The organism is Pseudomonas crudilactis, from assembly GCF_013433315.1.
Classification (GTDB): Bacteria; Pseudomonadota; Gammaproteobacteria; order Pseudomonadales; family Pseudomonadaceae; genus Aquipseudomonas; species Aquipseudomonas crudilactis.
Genome location: NZ_WXVV01000015.1, coordinates 97,784 through 118,339 on the forward strand (window position 1 = coordinate 97,784; position 20,556 = coordinate 118,339).

Here is a 20,556-nt window from a genome sequence, read left to right on the forward strand (position 1 = left end):
TGTCAGTCCTTGGGGTCATAGACGCGACGCACCAGAAAAACCGGTCGGCGTTTGGATTCGATGTAAGTGCGGCCCAGATACTCGCCGAGCACGCCGATACCGATCAATTGCAGGCCTCCGAGAAAAGTCACAGCAACCATCAGCGAGGCATAACCCGGCATGTCGATGCCGTAAATCAACGTACGCAGAACAATGAAAATGGCGAAGGCAAAGGACACAAGCGACACCAGCGCCCCCACATACGTCCAGACCCGCAATGGTTCCGTGCTGAAACTGGTGATGCCTTCCAGGGCGAAATTCCACAGCCGCCAACCGTTGAACTTGCTTTTCCCCGCCACGCGTTCGGGACGTTCGTAATCGACGTGGGTGGTGCGAAACCCGACCCAGGCGAACAGGCCTTTCATGAAACGTCGAGATTCGGGAAGGGTCAGCAAGGCATCGACCACACAGCGGTCCATCAGGCGAAAATCGCCGACGTTTTCGGGTAAAGGCTGCTCGGCAATCCTGTTGTGCAGGCGGTAGAACCAGTGGGCCGACGTCTGCTTGGCCCAGGTATCGCTGCGGCGGCTGATGCGGTGACCGAGCACCACTTCATAACCCTCACGCCAGCGCTCGATCATGTGCAGAATGATTTCCGGTGGATCCTGCAGGTCCGCATCGATCGGCACCACGATTTGTCCGGTCGCGACCTGCAAGCCTGCTGACAATGCCGCCTCTTTACCGAAGTTGCGGCTCAGGTCGACGATACGCAGACGCACATCGTGTCGCTGATGCCCGAGCAGGCGCTCAAGCGTGGTATCGGTGCTGCCGTCATTGACGAAGACCAGTTCAAGATCGATCGACGCTTGCGCCTGAAAGACTTCATTGATGCGTAGCAAAAACGTGTCGAGGCTGTCCTCTTCGTTAAAAACGGGGACCACCAGCGATAACGTCACCTGCCCGGCCTGTTGCGTTCCGTGCTCAGTCAAAGGAGTGCTCTTTTTATAGTGTTTGTCGGTCGTCGAACGATTGTCGACGCCATGAGCCGTCCCGTATTAAGCAGTAGCGTCGGCGGCGTTGCAAGGGTCAAACGGCGTCATATTGGCCAATCCAGAGGCCTATTGATGCGCTCTAGCCCGCGCCCTTCAGAAACATTCACGAACGATTGGAAACAAATGTCCGATAGCCAAAAAAACCCTCTGCGCTAGGCTTGCGACCATGCGCCACACAGGCTGACGCACAAATGAATCGCATGGAGCGAAACGAATGTATTTCGAGATTTACAGGCAATCCAGAGGCACCCCGAGCACCGGTAAAGGGCAATGGCGCTGGAGATTGAGGGCGGGTAACCACGAGACTATCGCCAGTGGTGAGTCTTATGTAAACAAGGCGGATTGTTTACACGTGATCGGGTTGATCAAGGCTGTGCAGGGGGAGACCCCAGTCAAGGAGATATAACGACAAAGTGCACGCGCAACCGTGCTAAAGGCTTTTTTGTCAGAACAATTCAAGCCCCTGCGCTTATTTGGTGTAGGGGCAATCCGGCCTGGTTCAGCACCTGGGAATTGACCGAGCTAAATAATAAGCGCAAGACAAACAGTCGCCTCGCCAGGCGCCACTGACGTTGATCCCGGACGATTTTAGTCCCGAATAACGCGGGGCAATTTTCAGTATTACGTAAAGCGTTTTCCAGACAGGAATACATAACGAGTAAGAATATAGGTAATCGGGAGCATGACAATCACTACAACCAGCGGTGCGGCAACTTGATTTAATCCTAGCACTTCGACCCAGACCCACAAGATCACAACACCGCCCAGATACTGGGCCAGGTAAATCAGTGGAAAACGCAACAGGGAGCGAATACCCTGATGAGTCTTGAACACAAACTGCGAGTTCATAAAAAAAGCAAAGAGAATACCTATCATGTATGAAACCGCGTAACTAATCTGATAGGAAAACTTCAAAAGCAGAAGCATATAAATAGCATAAGTTACAACCGTATTTGCAACACCAGACAGCAAAAACCTGGCGAATCTGAGCTGACTCAGATTCTGCACAAAACGTCGAAACCCAAATCGGCCCATATTAACCCCTGACCAATCCTATAAACTCGTCGTAATCGCGTATGTAATCATCTGCATCATAATAATCAGAGGCAAATACCATGAGCATGGCATCTGCGGAATATCGATATTGTATGCTCCAAGTCATCGGAGGCAGATAAATCCCTACGGTAGCGCTATCCAGTACGATTTCTTCGCGATTGACTCCGTCATCCGCTACTACGTGCACGACCCCCTTCACCGCCACCAAAAACTGATGACAGTTAAGATGAGCATGTTCGCCACGAGTCTCAGCAGTCGGGACGTCATATACCAAAAAGTACCGCAATGGCTTGAACGGCACCGAACGTTCGAACTCCCCAGCAGACAAGCGACCGCGGATGTCCGTCACCTCCTTCAGGGAGTGCAATGTAACTCCGTTGACTGAAGTTGCACTGACTTCTTCCGGGAGAGGTTTGCCATGGTTCTCACTCCCAAGTGTGGTTTCCTTGGTGTCGACATAACCGATAATCTTTGCAGGGTTGCCCACTACTATCGCGTTGGGGGGCACAGAACGAGTCACTACCGCACCGGCACCGACCATCGCGTTCATATTGATAACAATGCCTGGAAGAATTGTAGAGTTCGCCCCCAACGAAGCGCCTTTGCGAATTATGGTGCGAGTAAACGCCGCAGGGTATTGTTTACTTCTTGGAAAAATATCATTGGTAAAGGTCACATTAGGACCCACAAAAACATCGTCCTCGATTGTTATACCGTCCCATACTTGAACGCCGCACTTTAGCGTTACGCGATCGCCTATGACCACATCATTCTCGATGAAAACGTTATCGCAGACGTTGCATTCACTGCCAATTTTGGCCTGCGGTAAAACGTGAGCAAACGCCCATATTCGAGTACCCTTGCCAATATCGGAGGACTCGCACAGGGCATGGCTATGAACGAAATACTCTCTTTGCTCACTCATTTTCCGATCCAAAACTCTCGATTCTCATAGGGATAGCCAACGGCCTGTTTTTGGTATTCTCATAAGCACGCCAGGCATACGAGCCAACAATGCCTATTCCCAGCAAGTTTAGACTGCCGAGAAAACTGATAATCAAAATTGTCATGGCATAACCTGGAACGCTGATCATTCCAGAGATCTTGGCAATCAATACAACGACACCGAGGAGCATGGCGACAAGTGACCCCGTCATACCCAACCGAACAAGAAGCCGGACAGGTAAATCGGTGAACGAAAAAACACTATCCATCAAGTAATTCAGTTTCTTTCGAAACGTCCAGGCCGACTTTCCATGCTCACGTTTACGCCTTGAATAGGTGACTATCTCCCGGCGAAATCCGAGCCAGAAAATTTGAGCAACAAGCGAGCTATGGCCTTCGTTCAAAGTTAATAAACTATCACGAAACGCCTTATTGCAACCGAACATATCCACCCCGCCAGGAGGCAGATCAGTAATAACATACCGTCTGTAAACCCACCAAAAAATACTCGAAGCCATACGAGAAAGCATTGGATCTTCCCGTGACTCACGTACACCAACCACCACATCGATATCTTTGGTAGCCAGTATTGCGGACATCTGCAACACCAACTCGGGCGGTTCTTGCAAGTCGGCAGCCATCACAGCAAATCGATCACCTTTGCCCGCCTGAAGCCCAGTGCGAATTGCCATGAAAGAACCGAAGTTTTTCGACAGCAAGATTAATTGCGATCGAAATGAACGCTGGCTCAATGCATCACGCAATATTTCATAGCAGCGATCCGGACTGCCATCTACGACAAACACAGCTTCAAAATCATGTTCAAGTTTCAGATCAAGATCACCGACTGCTTCCAACAACGAGCCCAGTGAGTCTTCATTAAGATATACAGGAATAATCAAGCTTAACAAGGCTATTACCCTCTACCAAAACAGGAAGTAACTGCATTGATAACTCGTTGAACTTCCTCTTCAGTCAGGCCTGGAAAACACGGCAACGACATGACTGTATTGCAACATAACTCAGTCTCTGGCAATACCGGTTTCACACCTTCAACTTTATATCCAGGTTGCTGGTGATCAGGTATAGGATAATGAATATCGGTGCCGATATTCTGTTCTTTCAGAAAACCAGTAAGCCTTGCTCTGTCTTCGGTTCGAATCACGTACAAATGCGCAACGTACTCCTCACCCCTCATTATCGGCAGCTTTATATTCAGCGTTGAGAACGCGTCATTATAACGAGCCGCGATCGAACGTCGCTGTTGATTCCACTGATCAAGGTGAGGTAACTTTTCACGCAGTACCGCTGCCTGGATTTCATCCAACCGGCTATTTCGACCGCCGGATATAGCCACTTCATATTTCTTGGCCCACCCATACTGCCTCAGACTCTGAACACGTGACGCCAGTTTTTGATCATTCGTAACAAGCGCCCCGCCATCACCCAGAGCACCAAGATTTTTGGTTGGGTAAAAGCTGTAACACCCGATGTCTGCGAAACTCCCCGCCCGTTTTTTGCCCCGCATCGCTCCATGAGCTTGAGCGCAGTCCTCAATGACAGGAACGTCATAGAATTTCGCTATCCTCACCAACTCTTCTATCTCAGCCAGTTGACCGTAGAGATGAGTAACGATAACGGCTGCTGGCTTGCAAAGCATTGCGTCAGCAAGTGCTTTCGGGCAAAGCGTTAATGTTTCCGGATCAACATCGACATAAACAGGACTGGCACCGAGCAAATGAATGGCTCCACTACTGTAGAAACCAGCATTGGCAACGGTAATTACCTTATCGCCAGGCTTGACATCCAATGCACGCAAGGCAAGTTCCAGGGCGTCAGATCCATTTGCTACGCTGATGCAATGGTCGACGCCGATATACTTGGAAAACTCAGACTCAAAACCTGCGACTTCCTCACCAAGCACATACCAATTACTGTCCAGAACACGGCCGGTGATTTTTTTTAAGTCCAGAGACTGGTTGGCCTTTTTGGTAGAGAAAAATAAAACAGGATCAAGGCGTTCCATACAGTTCCCCGCTAATGCTATTAGTACTATTTTACAAACTTGGCATGAACAGTATCGGGTGCTTTACCCAGTCGTACCAAGTAGTAATCACCCACCTTCTTGACTGCACCTGCGCTTGGCCAAACAGGCATTTCTTCAAAAATTGGCGTCAAAGGAATCCTTTCAGATTGCTCCAGAAAAGGTAACTTTCCGTAGCCCATCACCTCAAAATAGTAAAGCATGCGTCGCAGATTCCCTCCATCCCAGGCAAAGAACGACCCCTGCATGGTCGAAGACCAACCGTTCGCATAGACGTTAGAGGATACCCTCCCCCCATAAACGTCGATCTTCGGAGCGGGGATTTGATCAAAGCTCCCACCTAAACTACCAATACGCTGATATATCTCTTCGGCCAGCATTCTGTCTTTGCTCTGCGTTATGGTTGCCGAAGCAATGTACTGGGAGTTGACACCGACGAGCTGAATTTCATAGATCACAACCAGCGCGCCCGCCAATATCGTCAGTAATGCACGACGGTGAGAAAGCAAGATCATGCATGCCAGCCAATAGACATAAGCAAGCGCTATCATCGTGCGCAAAGGCAAAGGATGCCCGCCCGACATAAAGATCAGTGCAAACGGAGCGGCCAATACACCGACCCACAGAGGCAATATCAATACTGCTCTACGGCGGCCATAGTCAATCAGGAATATCGTCGCCACCAAAATGACGGCAATTGAAAAGGATATATCCGCACCGTAGCGATCGGCACTACCGGAATAGATCAAGTTCGCTTCTACGAATACGCCACGCAAAACTCCGACGGGATCTGCCACTATCGCCGCGAGATCAACAAAATTACTCGTGTAACCACTATCTGCTGCAATATAATATTGAGCAACGGAATTAATTAAAAAATACAAGACTACCGAAGTAAACGCCACTGCAAATACAATCAGACACCTGACTGCTACATATTTGAAACTCATATTAAGCGCTTTATCACCGTCTAAAACCCGCGTCACCAGCACGCCAAACGCCATGGTGGCAAACATTAGAATAAAGGATTGATAAGTCGCTATAGCGCAGGCTAAAAGAGTCACCACACATGCGTAGTCAAGAGCACGCCCACGGAAACCAAGGCGTACTTTTCCATCCGCAGAAAACAATAAATATATACTCAGGCAAACAAATAAAAGACCAAACGCCAGCGATGGGATGTTGGACGCAAACTCCGCGATAAACCACCAGACGGGGAAGGCACAAAAAACAGGGAAAGCAAGATACGCTTTCCATCCCGGCGTGTAACGGTGAGCCCTGAGCAACAATGAATAGGACAGCGCCATTGAAACGATCAATAGCAGATAGGGAGCGAACGGAACGGACGCCTGAGGAAAAATAAACCGTTCAATTAAATAAACGAACCAGCGACCTTGAGACACCCATACGCTTTGATCCTGACGAAGCGCAGCCATTTCATCGTCAATTGAAAATGAGAACGTCGACAAAAAATAAACATAAAGCACTGCACCATAGAGAATTAAAGCGCCTGTCTCCCGCAAACTGAAATCATCTCTACGAAACCTCAAATACGCTCTCGAAAGAGCATCATCCAACCATAGAAAAAAAGACCGTAGATTGATTAAAATTTTAAAGAATACAATTATGCAACCTGCGGCAATCGCCCCCACCAACAAACTGCCAATAAGCAGATACCGATGCACTCTAGAAAAATCCATTTCCAGATTTGCCTGAGGATCATCCACCGATTCCCTCATGACAACTACAAAGCCTTCGCCTTCAGAGTCAACGCTCTTTACCACATCATTCATCGGCGAAATCTTTATCTTGCCAACGCCTACCTTAAAACCATATACGGTTACAAAAACTCTTGAAACATCGACATCAGAACCAATAGACAAAGGATCCCAACGTAACGACGACACCCGATGCGGGAGCAAAAACTTTAACTTATTCTCCCCAACCACCACTGGCTCACGGGCACTGTTTTCCTGAGAATACGCGCCATCAATGCCATAAAATATCTCAGAATTATCTGCAATCCTGGATTGCATTTCGATATTCAGCGACGCACGCCCCAGCGACGAAAAATACACAAGCCCACTGACCGCAACAGTCAAAACAATAAACAATATAATAAAGCCCATCCATACAGACCGCAGGGACAGACTGTAATTTTCCGGAAACTTCAAATCCATTTATCCTTTTACCGAACAACACAATAAATATATAAGAGCATAAAAACAAAGTACTTTTCGGGGCGGCATTATAGAGATTAAATCAGCAGAAATCTACGGCGGTTTCGCCCGCAAAACTAACCTGATTATTTATTTTTGAGCGCCCGCCCCTTCGGTAAAGGCCAACTTTTATAGCCTTATCGCAGGGCATGCACACTGCATTTTCACGACCAAACCGCTCGCGTGACGGCCCTTTGCCCAGCGACAAACGTGCTGGAAGCGCAGACCACGATCGGAAGCGAGCCCGCTCGTACCGAGGTAAATTTGCTCTCGCACAGAATGTCCGCGATCAAACGAGCAATGGCCTCAATGCGGCCACGACTCGGCCTACCCTCAGCGATCAGGGCCCGCCCCGCGCGCACAAAATGCCGTAGAGCAGCACCCTCAGACACACAGCACCCCGAATTCGACTTCCCGGTCGAATGAGAAATATCTTTTTACATAAGGGGTCTGCGGTTACGCTACACCACTTCGCATCGAAGCTATGTACTGGGGATTAACGGGGCGATGACGTCACTGATTTCTGAGCAGCACCTGAAAACACCTGCAATCCATAAAAACATTGCGTATCGCCGAGACATTGACGGACTTCGCGCAATTGCTGTGATTGCCGTCGTTCTATATCACGCTTTTCCTTCCCTTATCCAGGGAGGCTTTATAGGCGTCGATATATTCTTTGTCATCTCGGGCTTTCTTATTTCGTCGATTCTCTTGAGAGAGTTGCAATCCGGCACATTCTCAATTGCAAAGTTCTATGCAAGGCGAATCATTCGAATATTCCCGGCACTGATTGTCGTGCTTGCTGCCTGCCTGGCATTTGGCTGGTTCGCATTACTCGGCGAGGAATACAGATCGCTGGCCAAACATACATTGGCCGGAGCCGGCTTCGTATCCAACCTGGTATTTTGGAGTGAAACCAGCTACTTCGATGTAGCCTCTGAAGCAAAACCCCTTCTGCACTTATGGAGCCTCGGTGTTGAGGAGCAGTTCTACCTGCTATGGCCCCTGCTGCTGCTATTGTTTACCCGTGCTCGCACCCATGTTCCACTGGCAATTTGCGCGACCATCGTTCTTTCGTTCGCACTGAATCTGTTCCAGGCAACACACAACCCTACCGCAGACTTCTATTCACCATTGACGCGTGTCTGGGAGCTATCAGCCGGTGCTTTACTGGCTTGCAAGCCAAACCACTGGAAGCCGTCTTCCAGGTTAGCCAACGCACTTTCCATCCTCGGCGCCGCACTGATTATCGCCGGATTCGTGACTATCACCAGCAACCACGTATTTCCCGGGGTACTTGCCTTGGTACCGGTGACCGGAGCCGCCCTACTGATCGCCGCCGGCCCTCAGGGCGTTATTAACCGACTGATACTTTCCAACCGCATGATGGTCGGCATCGGCCTGATCAGCTTCCCGCTGTACCTCTGGCATTGGCCACTCCTGTCATTCCCGCGAATCATCGAAAGCGCTACCGCCTCTGCAAGCATCAGAATTGCAGCGGTACTGCTTGCACTGACGCTTTCGTGGCTGACGTACAAATTCATCGAAACACCTATAAGAACCGGCGCCATCTCCAGAACAAAGTCAGTCAGACTGTTATGGTGCTCGATGCTGGCAATTGCAGTAGCCGCTACCTTTGTTTTCAGCAAAGATGGACTGCCTGAAAGAACGGGCGCCAACCCGATAGCGAAGTACCCAAACGATCTCGGCCGAGATCCTTATTTGACTTATATAAGCAAACACTTGAGCAGATGTTCAGACATTGAACTTCGCGAGCTCTCTTCTTTGGATACGAGTTATGGTTACCGTTGCTATCAGTCGAAGCCAGACACCCCTATCAAAATTCTCTTGATTGGCGATAGCCATGCCGAACACTGGCTGCCAGGCTTTGCCGCGCAATTTAGCGACACCAACGTTGGCTCGTTTATCCAGCCGCAACTTCCATCACTGGCAAGCCCGGCGTTCACGGCACCCTTGCAGCGGGTTGCAAGAGACAGCAACATCGACAGCATCTTCATCAGCGCCATGTGGATAGATAAAATTGCCCCGGGATTGATTGAACCTGAAAAACAATTGGATCAAACGCTAAAGATGCTGGTTAATACGGGCAAGCATATCTATGTAATGGATGATATTCCCGCATTCCCGTTCGACCCCGAAAAATGCAAGTACGGGCGTCGCTTCAGTAGCGGTACGAGCACGTGCGAGATGAGTGTTTCCGATTATCAGAATCAGAAAAAATACTACTCGACCATACTTTCCTCGGCGCTCAAAGAAAACCCAGAAGTAAAATTCCTGCACATCGACGATCTGCTGTGCGATACGCAGCTTTGCAAAATGACGGCAGATGGAAAATTGCTTTATCGCGACACTAACCACCTCAATATTGAGGGCTCAAAGTATCTGGCTGAGAAACTATTCAGTCTTGGCAGGCTTTCGAGATAGCTCGCACGCAACGGTAGAGCCCGGCTGATCAGAGTGCGCACCGACCCTTGCACTCTGACCAGCCCTCCAGCGTCCTTGCGCCCGCATAAAAACTCGGGCATTGCACACCGATGACTCAGAAGCACTGCCGAGGCCGCGCCCCGTCTAGCAGAAAGCATTTTCGCAGGGGATCGCTGCAGCCAGCCCGGTCAGTTGAACCGCCTGTAGGACTTTTCCGTTTCCCGAAACGCTCAGTTCTGGTAGCTTCCCTGCCGCCCCGATACCTACCAATCTACGACAGCCTTAGCTGAATACCGGACATTACGCGCATGACCACAAGGATATTTGACGCCTCATATCAGGCGTCAAGCATGAAGCCTGTACACCTTGCCTATCGACCCGATATCGACGGCCTCAGGGCTTTTGCAGTACTTATCGTGGTGCTGTTCCACGCCTTCGAGAAGTCACTGCCTGGCGGGTTCATTGGTGTAGACGTGTTCTTTGTTATCTCGGGCTTTTTGATCAGTTCGATTATTTTCAAAAACCTCGAACGCGGTACATTCAGCTTTATTGATTTTTACGTGCGCAGGATCAAGCGAATCCTGCCCGTACTGATTCTTGTGTTGGTTGCGTGCTACCTGTATGGCTGGTTCAAGATGTTTCCCGCCGAGTTCATGGCACTGGGCAAACACATTGCTGCCGGCGCAGTCTTTGGCTCGAACTTCGCGTTATGGCACGAAGCGGGGTACTTCGATGCAGCCTCTACGACCAAACCCTTACTGCATCTTTGGTCGCTTGCCATTGAAGAGCAATTCTATTTGCTATGGCCGATTCTCGCCCTGATAGCGTTCAGGGCTCGCATCAACTTCATGTGGTTCAACGCAACGATAGTTCTCGCTTCATTTGCCACAGGCATCTATCTGATCAATCACGACATGACGGCGGCCTTCTATTCTCCCGCCTCACGCTTTTGGGAGATAGGCATAGGAAGCCTGATTGCCTGGCTGACATTCAAGCACGCGGACGGCTACCGTCTGGTGGCCGACAGATTACGACTGGAAAACATTCTATCGGTAGCTGGCGCTGCGCTTCTCATATTCTCCCTGTGCTATTTCGATGGCTCCTTGCACTTCCCTGGCTACTGGGCAGTGATACCCGCAGTGGGTACTGCAATGCTGATCCTTGCAGGCCCTAATGGCGTTGTGAACCGATGGGTGCTGGCAAGCAAGCCAGCGGTGTGGGTGGGACTGATCAGCTATCCGGTTTACCTTTGGCATTGGCCTTTGCTGACGGCAATCAACCTGGAATCCAATCCTCTTGTAGTTGAGTACCCGGACCTGATCAGAGCGCTTGCCGTCGGGGCAAGTATCCTGCTCGGCTGGTTGAGCTTCATGCTGGTGGAAAAGCCAGTGAAGCGAATGCAGCCAGAGACCCCCGCGGCTGCGCTGATTTTCAGCACTTTGCTTGCCGTGGGCGCAGTAGGGTTATTCACCAACCTGAAAGACGGTATTGCCTCAAGAGTGCCGGAAAATCTCAGAGAGCTTGGCGCTATAACCAATGTATATGCCTACTTTCAGTTCGGCGAAGGCGTACGAGTGCACACTTGCCACATCAGTATGCCGATGCCTGAGAACTTCAAGCGCCCTGCTGCTTGTTTCAGCGACCAGCGCCCGCTGTTGATGTTGTGGGGAGATTCATACGCAGCCGCGCTTTACCCTGGGATACGGGCGCTTTCCGAGAGCGGCGAGTTCGGAATCGAGCAAGTCACAGTGGGCAATGCGCCTCCGTTTCTGGACGAAAGCAAACTTGCCGCAGATAACAAGACGGTGCTTGCTGATAACCTTTATGCCATTTCGCTGGCCGCATCAAGCAAACCCGACGTGATTGTCATGAGCTGGATGGTATCGGGAGCAAACGCACCTTCAACGCCAGATGAATCAGTGAGAGCCTTTGCCAGTACGGTCGAACGAATTCGAAAGGCATCCCCTCACAGCAGAATTGTCTTGATTGGTCCCGTCCCACAATGGGAGAACACCCTGTCTCAGACAGTCGTCAACTATCTCAAGACGCAACCAATGGGTTCGTTGATGGAGAAGTATACGAGCACCGGGCTCAGACCCGAGCCCAAGTTATGGGATCAATATTTTGCAGAGCACATTCCGAAACTCGGCGTTCGCTATGTCTCAGCCTATGAGGCCATGTGCAACCAAAACGGATGCCTGACCAATGTCGGACCAAAAAACAGCGATCTGACTGCCGTAGATACCGGGCATCTGACGAAGTCCGGGTCTGAGTACCTGATCAGCCGGATCCGTCAGTCCATCCTCAGCGAGTTTTCGCCAGAGGATAGCAGCGGAGTCACTCACCGATAAAACTGTTGGCCTGTCCGGCAGACGCCCCCGGATAGGCCGCTCTGCGCACGCAAGCCCATCTGCCCCGATGCGCAACGGGATGATGGCCAGAGCAGCCGCCTGGCTTTGTGAGGCCTTGAGCCGTGCCGTTGGACGGTTGGCATGATCCGTGGACGACGACAGCAGCGTCGAGCAGGAGCGTCAGGCGCACAACGCTGCTTAAGAAGCGCACAAGGCACGGCCGGCCACCTCCAATCGCTCCGTGACGGCTACCCGACCGCAAATACCCAGACGTACCGCTCAACTCGCTGAACACGCCCCTGGCCGAAAGCCCGGAAACGAAAAAGCCCCCGTAATCAGCAATGATTACGGGGGCTTCGTCTTGTTCAATAATGGCGGAGAGATAGGGATTCGAACCCTAGGTACCGGTGAAGGTACAACGGATTTCGAATCCGTCCCATTCGGCCACTCTGGCATCTCTCCAACGGCGCGCATCATAACAACACTTTTACCGAAAGCAAACCCTCTTTCGAAAATTTCTTCGTGCTATCAGATGCTTGCGTCGATTAAAGCGGTACACCCAGACGATTGGCGACTTCTTCGTAGGCTTCGATGACGTCACCGAGGCCCTGACGGAAGCGGTCTTTGTCCATCTTCTTCTTGGTGTCCTTGTCCCACAGACGGCAGCCGTCCGGGCTGAACTCGTCACCGAGGACGATCGAGCCGTCGCTGAACACGCCGAATTCAAGCTTGAAGTCGACCAGCAGCAGGCCGGCGTCGTCAAACAGCTTGGTCAGCACTTCGTTGACCTTGAGCGACAGTTCTTTCATGCGAACCAGTTGCTCGGCAGTGCCCCAACCGAACGCCACGACGTGGGATTCGTTGATGAACGGGTCGCCCTTGGCATCGTCCTTCAGGAACAGTTCGAAGGTGTAAGGGTTGAGCTTCAGGCCTTCTTCCACACCCAGACGCTTGACCAGGCTGCCGGCGGCGTAGTTACGCACGACGCACTCGACCGGGATCATGTCCAGCTTCTTGACCAGGACTTCGTTGTCGGCCAGCAGTTTGTCGAATTGGGTCGGGATGCCGGCCGCTTCGAGTTTCTGCATGATGAAGGCGTTGAACTTGTTGTTGACCATGCCTTTGCGGTCGAGCTGCTCGATGCGCTTGCCGTCGAACGCCGAGGTGTCGTTGCGAAACAGCAGGATCAAGCGGTCAGCGTCGTCGGTCTTGTAAACCGATTTGGCTTTGCCGCGGTAGAGTTCTTCACGTTTTTCCATGATGGGCTCCGCTTGCTAAGTAGGTGGGCTAGGCGATGTGGCGCCAGTCGAGCCCTGAATCTTGATCGGCCAGTTGCAGCCAGTCCGGGTCGCACCCGAGGGTGTCGACAAAACATTGCCGGGCCAGCTGCGGCAGGTTGTTCTTGCTGCTCAGATGGGCCAGGACCAGGTGTTGCAAGCCCTGCCAGCCCAACTCCGACACCAGGAATGCCGCCTGATGGTTGTTCAAATGCCCCAGCTCGCCGCCCACCCGCTGCTTGAGAAAGTACGGGTAATGACCACGGGCCAGCATGTCGCGACAATGGTTGGACTCGATCATCAACGCATCGAGGTCCCGATAACCGTCCAGCACCCGCTCGCAGTAGGAACCCAGGTCGGTCAGCAGGCCGAAGCGCCGCTGCTCGTGATCACTGAAGACATACTGGGTCGGTTCCTGCGCATCATGAGCCACGGCAATGACCCCGATGTTCAGTGCACCGATCTGCAGTTGCTCGCCGCCGGCCAGGAAGCCTGCGGGTTCAATCGGTTTGCGCATCCCGCGCAGTGTGCCGCGACTGAGGTAGACCGGTAGATTGTAGCGCCGAGACAGCAAACCCACGCCATGCACGTGGTCGGCATGTTCGTGGGTTACGAGTATCGCGCTCAGTTGCGCCGGGTTCACACCCAGGCGCAACAGGCGTTTTTCGGTTTCCCGCAGGGAAAAACCACAATCCACCAGCACGTACGTATCAGCACTGGCGATCAGCGTGCCGTTCCCTTGGCTACCGCTGCCGAGAACGGCAAAACGCATGGTTGATCAGCCCAGGTTGTCCTGAATCACGCTCAACACTTTGCGTGCCACTTCAGCCGGCGCGACGGTGTTGATGTTTTTCTCGACGGTCACCTGAATGTTCTCGCCAACCTTGCTCAGGCGAACCTGATAACGCTCGGCACGGGCTTCAACTTCTTCCTTGCTCGGCGCACTGCCGAACAGGCTGCTGAAGAAACCAGGCTTGTCGTCTTTCTTCTCGGCTTTTTCGGCCAGGTTGATGTAGTACAGGCCGAGGCTGCGGTTGATGTCTTCAACGCGCCATTCGCCTTGTTCCAGCGCGCGGCCAACGCTCGACCAGGCACGATCAAGATCGGTACCGACGTTCAACACCGGGTTACCGCTGCCGTCTTCGCTGAGGCTGACACGGCTTGGCGTGTCGAAATCACGCGAGGCCAGCATCGACACCGAACCGCCCTTCTCGGAGATCCGGCTCATGCTTGCGAGCATGTCGTCGACCAGTGCTGCGTCCAGGCCAGTGTTGACCGAACGGTTGGTGAAGGCGACGTCGGCGGTGCTGCCGGCAGGACGCTCGGCGCTGACCACGTAGATTTCACTGGTGTTGCGCTGCACGCCCGGCTCGATACGCACACGCACACGGGTTTCGCTGTCACTGGCAATGCCGGCTGCGCTCAGGCGCTTGGCCATGGACGCGGACAGTTCATCGGAATGCTGCCAAGTGGTGGTGAATTCGCCGGTTTGCGGGCGCTGCTCGTCCAGACGGAAACCGTTGTCCTGGAAGAACTGCACCGCCACTGGCCAGACTTCGGCCGGCGGATGCTGGGCCACGACCCAACGCGAATCACCGCTCTTCTGCAGCGAGTAATCGCTGGCATCGGCAACGGCCGACAGCGGCTGAGGACGCGGCACAATGTATTCGCCCTTCTCGGTGTCATCAGCAACGTTACGCGGGATCGGCAACAGCGGATCCAGACGCTTGGAAGTGCTGACTTCCGGCGGCAGTTGCATCGGTGCAGTCTGTTGCGCTTGCAGGTAATCGCTACCACGGTCGCGGAAATAACCTTCCGGCCCCCAGACCCATCCGCAGCCGCTGGTGCTGGAGATAATCAAGGCAAGTGCGGAAAGTCCGGCCATTCGCTTCATGCGTTGTACTTCCTCAATTAAACCAGGACGCTGCACTGGCGCAGGGCCGTGCGAAGCGTTTCGTGACAAGGTGTGCTCAGCCAGGTCAGTGGCAGGCGGATGCCTTCGTGCATCAGGCCCATTTCAACCAAAGCCCACTTCACCGGAATCGGGTTGGCTTCGATGAACAGGTCTTTGTGCAGTGGCATCAGTTTTTCGTTGATCGCCCGTGCGGTGTCGGCGTCGCCTTTCAGCGCGGCCTCGCACAGGTCGGCCATTTCGCGCGGCGCGACGTTGGCGGTCACGGAGATGTTGCCTTTACCGCCCAGCAAGATCAGCTCAACGGCGGTCGGATCATCGCCGGACAGCACGATGAAATCCTTGCTCACACCATCGATGATCGCCTTGGCGCGTTTCAGGTCGCCGGTGGCTTCCTTGATGCCGATGATGTTCGGCACGGTGGACAGGCGAATCACGGTCTCGGCCTGCATGTCACACGATGTGCGGCCAGGAACGTTGTAGAGAATCTGCGGAATGTCGACAGACTCGGCGATGTGTTTGAAATGCTGGTACAGGCCTTCCTGAGTCGGCTTGTTGTAGTACGGAACGACCAGCAGGCAGGCATCGGCGCCGGCTTCTTTGGCGTTGCGGGTCAGCTCGACGGCTTCGCGGGTCGAGTTGGCGCCAGTGCCGGCGATGACCGGAATACGCCCGGCAACCTGTTTGACCACGGCCTTGATGACGGCGATGTGCTCTTCTACATCAAGGGTTGCCGACTCGCCGGTAGTACCGACCGCGACAATGGCATGGGTGCCGTTCTTGAGATGGAAGTCCACGAGTTTGCTGAGGCTGTCCCAGTCAAGACGCCCTTGTGCATCCATGGGAGTGACCAGTGCCACCATACTGCCCGCAATCATGAAACCGCTCCTGCCGGAAAAAGAGAGCGGTAATGGTACTGGCGCCAAGATGCTTGCACAAGCGAAGTACTGCGCTGCCGCCATTCCCCTTGGCGCCGCTTTTCGCTACCCTTCAGACTTTGATCGGTACCGATCAGCTTGTACGTCGGGTTCCAGCCTCCCTTTTCGGCCTCCCAGACCCCGTTCCTGCGTCGCATCGACGCGCTCCCGCTATAGTGGAGCGAGCCGCGAGCGCTTGCCGGGTCTATCGCAATGGACAGCCAGAACAGGCAGGCCCCGGCCGCCAGCGTCCGTAACCTACCGACCGCTCATCGCTTTAGGAATGCTGCATGTCCACCCCCACAGTTCGCGAACAATTCCTTGTCATCAGTGCCCTCGGCGCCAACCCCATGGAGCTGACTAACGTCCTGTGCCGCGCCAGCCATGAAAATCGCTGCGCCGTGGTTACGTCCCGCCTGACCCGCCACGGCGAGTGCAGCGCGCTGATCCTCGAGATCTCTGGCAGCTGGGACGCTCTTGCGCGCCTGGAAGGCAGCCTGTCGGGTCTTGCCAAGAAGCACGCCTTCACCGTCAACGTCGTGCGTAGTGCGGCACTGGAAAATCGTCCGCAGGCGTTGCCTTACGTGGCTTACGTCAGTTCGGCTTATCGTCCGGACATCATCAATGAGCTGTGCCAGTTCTTCATGGATCACAACGTCGAACTGGAAAACCTGACCTGCGACACCTATCAGGCGCCACAGACCGGCGGCACCATGCTCAACGCCACGTTCACCGTGACGCTGCCAGCCGGCACCCAGATCAGCTGGCTGCGCGATCAGTTCCTCGATTTTGCTGACGCGATGAACCTGGATGCCCTGATCGAGCCTTGGCGCCCACAGAACCCAATGTAAGGAAGCTTTCATGGCCGTTGTCATCGACCAACCTGTTGCGGATTTCGAAGCACCTGCCACTAGCGGGCAAACCATCAGCCTGTCTGCCTTGAAGGGCAAGCAAGTGGTGATTTACTTCTACCCGAAGGACAGCACCCCGGGCTGCACCACCGAAGGCCAGGGTTTTCGCGATCAATACACCGCGTTCAAGGCTGCCAACACGGAGATTTTCGGTATCTCACGCGACAGCCTGAAGTCCCACGAGAACTTCAAGTGCAAGCAGGAGTTTCCGTTCGAGCTGATCAGCGACAAGGACGAGGCCGTTTGCCAGCTGTTCGACGTGATCAAGCTGAAGAAGCTGTACGGCAAGGAATACCTGGGCGTTGATCGCAGCACGTTCCTGATTGATAAGGACGGAGTGCTGCGTCAGGAATGGCGCGGTGTGAAAGTGCCCGGGCATGTGGATGCTGTTTTGGCAGCTGCGCAGGACTTGAATAAAGCCTGATGGCTTTGCGTCGCCCTCATTGACGCCTTCGCGAGCAAGCTCGCTCCCACATTGGACTTGTGAACGCCACAGATCCAGTGTGGGAGCGAGCTTGCTCGCGAATGGGCCCTGACTTCACCGAATAATCTGGATCAACCACTAGAGCAGCGGCGCCACCACCGGCTCCTTGCGCGGCCACGCATCCAGCACTGCCTTGAACAGGGTCGCCAGCGGGATCGCAAAGAACACGCCCCAAAATCCCCACAACCCGCCAAACAACAGCACCGCACAGATGATTGCCACCGGGTGCAAATTGACCGCCTCCGAGAACAACAGCGGCACCAGCACATTGCCATCCAGTGTCTGGATGATCCCGTAGACCGCCATCAGATAGATGAACTGATCACTCCAGCCCCACTGAAACAGCGCGATCAACAGCACCGGCACGGTCACCACCACCGCGCCAACGTACGGCACCACCACCGACACACCGACCAGCAACGCCAGCAGCGCCGCATAATTCAATCCGAGCGCCACAAATGCGATGTAGGTCACGCCACCACAAATCACGATCTCGATGACCTTGCCGCGAATGTAGTTGGCAATCTGCCGGTTCATTTCCTGCGCAACCCGGGTGATCAACGCACGCTCACGCGGCAAGTAGCCACGCACCCATTCGCCGATCATGACCCGGTCCTTGAGGAAGAAAAACACCAGAATCGGCACCAGCACCAGATAGATCATGATGTTCACCAGCAGCGGCAGACTCGACAGCGAGAACGTCAGCGCCCACTGGCCGAACTTGCCGATCTCGCCACGCGCCGCCTCGATCGCCTGCAACACCTGCTCATCGGACACCAGATGCGGATAACGTTCCGGCAGCAACAGCAGCAGCGATTGCCACTTGGCGAGCATGCCCGGCAGTTCATTGAACAGGGTGATCAACTGATGCCAGAGCAACGGCAGCACCACGACGATAAACAGCATCAACACGCCCATGAACAGTGCAAACACCAGCCCCACCGCCACACCACCCGGCACGCGCAGGCGTTCCAGCGTGACCACCAGCCCCTGCATCAGATACGCCAGCACCATCCCCGCCAGCACCGGCGCGAGCATACCGCCGAGGGTGAGAACCGCGGTGAAGGCGAGAAACAGCAGCACCGCCAGCACTACAGCTTCTTCATCGGAGAAGTAGCGCTGAATCCAGTCGCGTAACACTTTGAACATCAATAATCCTTAGGTCTTTTACGCTGTCGGTTTCAGGCCTTTTTCAACCAGTAACGGTAAACGCCTGCTTCGTCTTCTTCGCGCAGCAGGGTATGACCGGCCAACCTGGCAAAGGTGCGAAAGTCGCGCTGCGAGCCCGCGTCGGTAGCGATCACCTTGAGAACGGCGCCACTCTCGAGCTTGTTGAGTTCCATTTTTGCCTTGAGCAACGGCAACGGACAATTCAGGCCACTGGCGTCCAGTTCCGCGTCATGGGCTACAGCGTCAGTCATTGCGTCACTCCGGTTCGGGTCGTCGAGCTGCCTAGAATATCTGGTCGCGGCTCCGGTGTCCGGCTACAGTAAGGTCTTTGTCTTCTAAGGCTTTGTGCATGACTTTTCTGCGCCCTACCCTGCTGACGCTCGCTTGCCTGCTCGCCTCACCAGGCTTTGCCGACGATCTGCCGTCACTCGGCGACGCCAGTTCTGCCATTGTCTCGCCGCAACAGGAATATCAGCTCGGCCGCGCCTGGCTGGCGATGTTGCGTAGCCAGGTTTCACAGCTCAACGATCCGCAGCTCAAGGACTACGTCGAATCCAGCGTGTACAAGCTGGTGGAGACCAGCCAGGTCACTGACCGGCGCCTTGAATTCATTCTGATCAACAGCCCGCAGCTCAACGCCTTCGCGGCGCCAGGTGGCGTGGTCGGGGTCAACGGCGGTCTGTTTCTCAATGCGCAGACCGAAGGTGAATACGCTTCGGTACTCGCGCACGAATTGGCGCATTTGTCGCAACGCCACTTCGCTCGCGGTGTAGAGGCTTCGCAGCGGATGCAGGTGCCGATGATGGCGGCTTTGTTGGCCGGGATCGTTATTGCCGCGGCCGGCGGCGGCGACGCCGGGATCGCGACCATCGCCGGTACCCAGGCGGCGGCGATTCAGTCGCAACGGACCTTCTCCCGGCAAAATGAGCAGGAAGCCGACCGCATTGGCATCCTCAATCTGGAAAAGGCCGGGTACGACCCACGCTCAATGCCGACCATGTTCGAACGTCTGATGCGTCAGTATCGTTTCGACGCCAAGCCCCCGGAATTCCTGCTGACTCACCCGGTCACCGAATCGCGTATTGCCGACACCCGCAACCGTGCCGAGCAGGCCAAACCTGGCGGTATCGAAGACTCCAAGCGCTATCAGTTGATCCGCGCACGCGTGCAACTGATTTACGAAGAAACTCCCGGCCTGGGCGCCAAGCGCTTCCGTGCGCAACTGGATGAAAATCCGAAAAACGACGTGGCGCGCTACGGTCTGGCGATTGCGCAGATCAAGGGCGGCCAATTGAATGAGGCGCGTGAGAACCTCAAGCAATTGTTGGCGACGTCGCCGAACGAAATCATCTACAACCTTGCCCAGGTCGATCTGGACATCACCAATAATCGTTTGCCGGATGCACAGTCCCGTGTGGACCGGTTGCTTACACAGTATCCGGGCAACTATCCGCTGAATCAGGTTCGAGTGGATCTGCTGCTGAAACAGAATCGCGCGCCGGATGCCGAGAAGGCGCTGGAAGCGTTACTCAAATCCCGCCCGGATGATCCGGATGTCTGGTATCAGGTTGCCGAAACCCGTGGCTTGTCGGGGAACATCATTGGCCTGCACCAGGCGCGGGCCGAGTATTTCGCGCTGGTTGGCGATTATCGCCAGGCGATCCAGCAACTCGATTTTGCCAAGCGCAAGGCGGGCAGCAACTTCCCGCTGTCTTCACGCATCGATGCCCGCCAGCGTGAGCTGATGGAACAGGAGCGGATGGTCAAGGACATGATGGGCTAAGCCTCCTGCCG

The 20,556-nt window shown here is 54.0% G+C and carries 18 protein-coding genes and 1 tRNA gene; 6 read left to right on the forward strand and 13 right to left on the reverse strand.

Annotated elements, in window-relative coordinates; translation table 11 throughout:
* Positions 1-2: 2 nt before the first annotated feature.
* Positions 3-968, reverse strand: a complete 966-nt coding sequence (locus GTU76_RS17680; RefSeq protein ID WP_016984683.1) for a glycosyltransferase family 2 protein — start codon at positions 966-968, stop codon at positions 3-5.
* Positions 969-1,245: 277 nt separating this feature from the next.
* Here GTU76_RS17680 and GTU76_RS17685 point away from each other — a divergent pair, with 277 nt between their 5' ends.
* Complete coding sequence (locus tag GTU76_RS17685; RefSeq protein ID WP_016984684.1) at positions 1,246-1,437, forward strand: YegP family protein; 192 nt, start codon at positions 1,246-1,248, stop codon at positions 1,435-1,437.
* A 215-nt stretch (positions 1,438-1,652) separates the two neighbouring features.
* Here the strand turns inward: GTU76_RS17685 and GTU76_RS17690 are convergent, their stop codons facing one another.
* The 5 genes from GTU76_RS17690 to GTU76_RS17710 are packed head-to-tail and all read right to left on the reverse strand — an operon-like array spanning position 1,653 to position 7,250.
* Positions 1,653-2,066, reverse strand: coding sequence for a GtrA family protein (locus GTU76_RS17690; protein WP_016984685.1), 414 nt, complete (start codon positions 2,064-2,066; stop codon positions 1,653-1,655).
* 1 nt (position 2,067) lies between these two features.
* Complete coding sequence (locus GTU76_RS17695) at positions 2,068-3,012, reverse strand: WxcM-like domain-containing protein (RefSeq protein ID WP_016984686.1); 945 nt, start codon at positions 3,010-3,012, stop codon at positions 2,068-2,070.
* A complete protein-coding gene (locus GTU76_RS17700) occupies positions 3,005-3,949 on the reverse strand; it encodes a glycosyltransferase (RefSeq protein ID WP_180699234.1) in 945 nt (314 codons plus the stop codon). Before GTU76_RS17700 ends, GTU76_RS17695 begins: the two co-directional genes overlap by 8 nt.
* Positions 3,949-5,058 carry a DegT/DnrJ/EryC1/StrS family aminotransferase gene (locus GTU76_RS17705; protein WP_180699209.1) on the reverse strand — a complete coding sequence of 370 codons (1,110 nt, stop codon included), beginning with the start codon at positions 5,056-5,058 and terminating at the stop codon, positions 3,949-3,951. The genes GTU76_RS17700 and GTU76_RS17705 overlap by 1 nt, the downstream gene beginning before the upstream one ends.
* A 26-nt stretch (positions 5,059-5,084) precedes the next feature.
* The gene (locus GTU76_RS17710) at positions 5,085-7,250 is read right to left on the reverse strand and encodes a glucosyltransferase domain-containing protein (protein WP_180699210.1); all 2,166 of its coding nucleotides are present in this window, start codon (positions 7,248-7,250) and stop codon (positions 5,085-5,087) included.
* 552 nt (positions 7,251-7,802) lie between these two features.
* Here GTU76_RS17710 and GTU76_RS17715 point away from each other — a divergent pair.
* Both GTU76_RS17715 and GTU76_RS17720 read left to right on the forward strand, forming a co-directional pair.
* Positions 7,803-9,740, forward strand: coding sequence for an acyltransferase family protein (locus GTU76_RS17715; RefSeq protein ID WP_016984690.1), 1,938 nt, complete (start codon positions 7,803-7,805; stop codon positions 9,738-9,740).
* A gap of 350 nt (positions 9,741-10,090) precedes the next feature.
* Complete coding sequence (locus GTU76_RS17720; protein ID WP_246376070.1) at positions 10,091-12,091, forward strand: acyltransferase family protein; 2,001 nt, start codon at positions 10,091-10,093, stop codon at positions 12,089-12,091.
* A gap of 372 nt (positions 12,092-12,463) precedes the next feature.
* On the opposite strand, the gene GTU76_RS17725 is transcribed toward GTU76_RS17720, so the two are convergent.
* From GTU76_RS17725 to dapA, 5 genes are all read right to left on the reverse strand, one after another.
* Positions 12,464-12,553 (reverse strand) — tRNA-Ser (locus GTU76_RS17725).
* A gap of 83 nt (positions 12,554-12,636) precedes the next feature.
* Positions 12,637-13,350 carry a phosphoribosylaminoimidazolesuccinocarboxamide synthase gene (purC, locus tag GTU76_RS17730; RefSeq protein WP_008077821.1) on the reverse strand — a complete coding sequence of 238 codons (714 nt, stop codon included), beginning with the start codon at positions 13,348-13,350 and terminating at the stop codon, positions 12,637-12,639.
* A gap of 28 nt (positions 13,351-13,378) precedes the next feature.
* Positions 13,379-14,140, reverse strand: a complete 762-nt coding sequence (locus GTU76_RS17735; protein ID WP_007911390.1) for an MBL fold metallo-hydrolase — start codon at positions 14,138-14,140, stop codon at positions 13,379-13,381.
* A gap of 6 nt (positions 14,141-14,146) precedes the next feature.
* The gene (gene bamC / locus GTU76_RS17740; protein WP_016984692.1) at positions 14,147-15,262 is read right to left on the reverse strand and encodes an outer membrane protein assembly factor BamC; all 1,116 of its coding nucleotides are present in this window, start codon (positions 15,260-15,262) and stop codon (positions 14,147-14,149) included.
* Positions 15,263-15,279: 17 nt separating this feature from the next.
* Positions 15,280-16,158, reverse strand: coding sequence for a 4-hydroxy-tetrahydrodipicolinate synthase (gene dapA, locus GTU76_RS17745; RefSeq protein ID WP_180699211.1), 879 nt, complete (start codon positions 16,156-16,158; stop codon positions 15,280-15,282).
* A 329-nt stretch (positions 16,159-16,487) separates the two neighbouring features.
* Here dapA and GTU76_RS17750 point away from each other — a divergent pair, with 329 nt between their 5' ends.
* Positions 16,488-17,048 (forward strand): glycine cleavage system transcriptional repressor, encoded by a 561-nt coding sequence (locus GTU76_RS17750; RefSeq protein WP_016984694.1) that lies wholly within the window; start codon positions 16,488-16,490, stop codon positions 17,046-17,048.
* Between the two features lie 10 nt (positions 17,049-17,058).
* Positions 17,059-17,532: a peroxiredoxin gene (locus GTU76_RS17755; protein WP_016984695.1), complete on the forward strand. Its 474-nt coding sequence runs from the start codon at positions 17,059-17,061 to the stop codon at positions 17,530-17,532.
* 138 nt (positions 17,533-17,670) lie between these two features.
* Here the strand turns inward: GTU76_RS17755 and GTU76_RS17760 are convergent, their stop codons facing one another.
* Complete coding sequence (locus GTU76_RS17760; protein ID WP_122600680.1) at positions 17,671-18,741, reverse strand: AI-2E family transporter; 1,071 nt, start codon at positions 18,739-18,741, stop codon at positions 17,671-17,673.
* Between the two features lie 32 nt (positions 18,742-18,773).
* Positions 18,774-19,013, reverse strand: a complete 240-nt coding sequence (locus GTU76_RS17765; RefSeq protein ID WP_016984697.1) for a sulfurtransferase TusA family protein — start codon at positions 19,011-19,013, stop codon at positions 18,774-18,776.
* Positions 19,014-19,111: 98 nt separating this feature from the next.
* On the opposite strand from GTU76_RS17765, the gene GTU76_RS17770 reads away from it, so the two are divergent.
* Positions 19,112-20,545, forward strand: a complete 1,434-nt coding sequence (locus GTU76_RS17770) for a M48 family metalloprotease (protein WP_180699212.1) — start codon at positions 19,112-19,114, stop codon at positions 20,543-20,545.
* Positions 20,546-20,556: the final 11 nt, after the last annotated feature.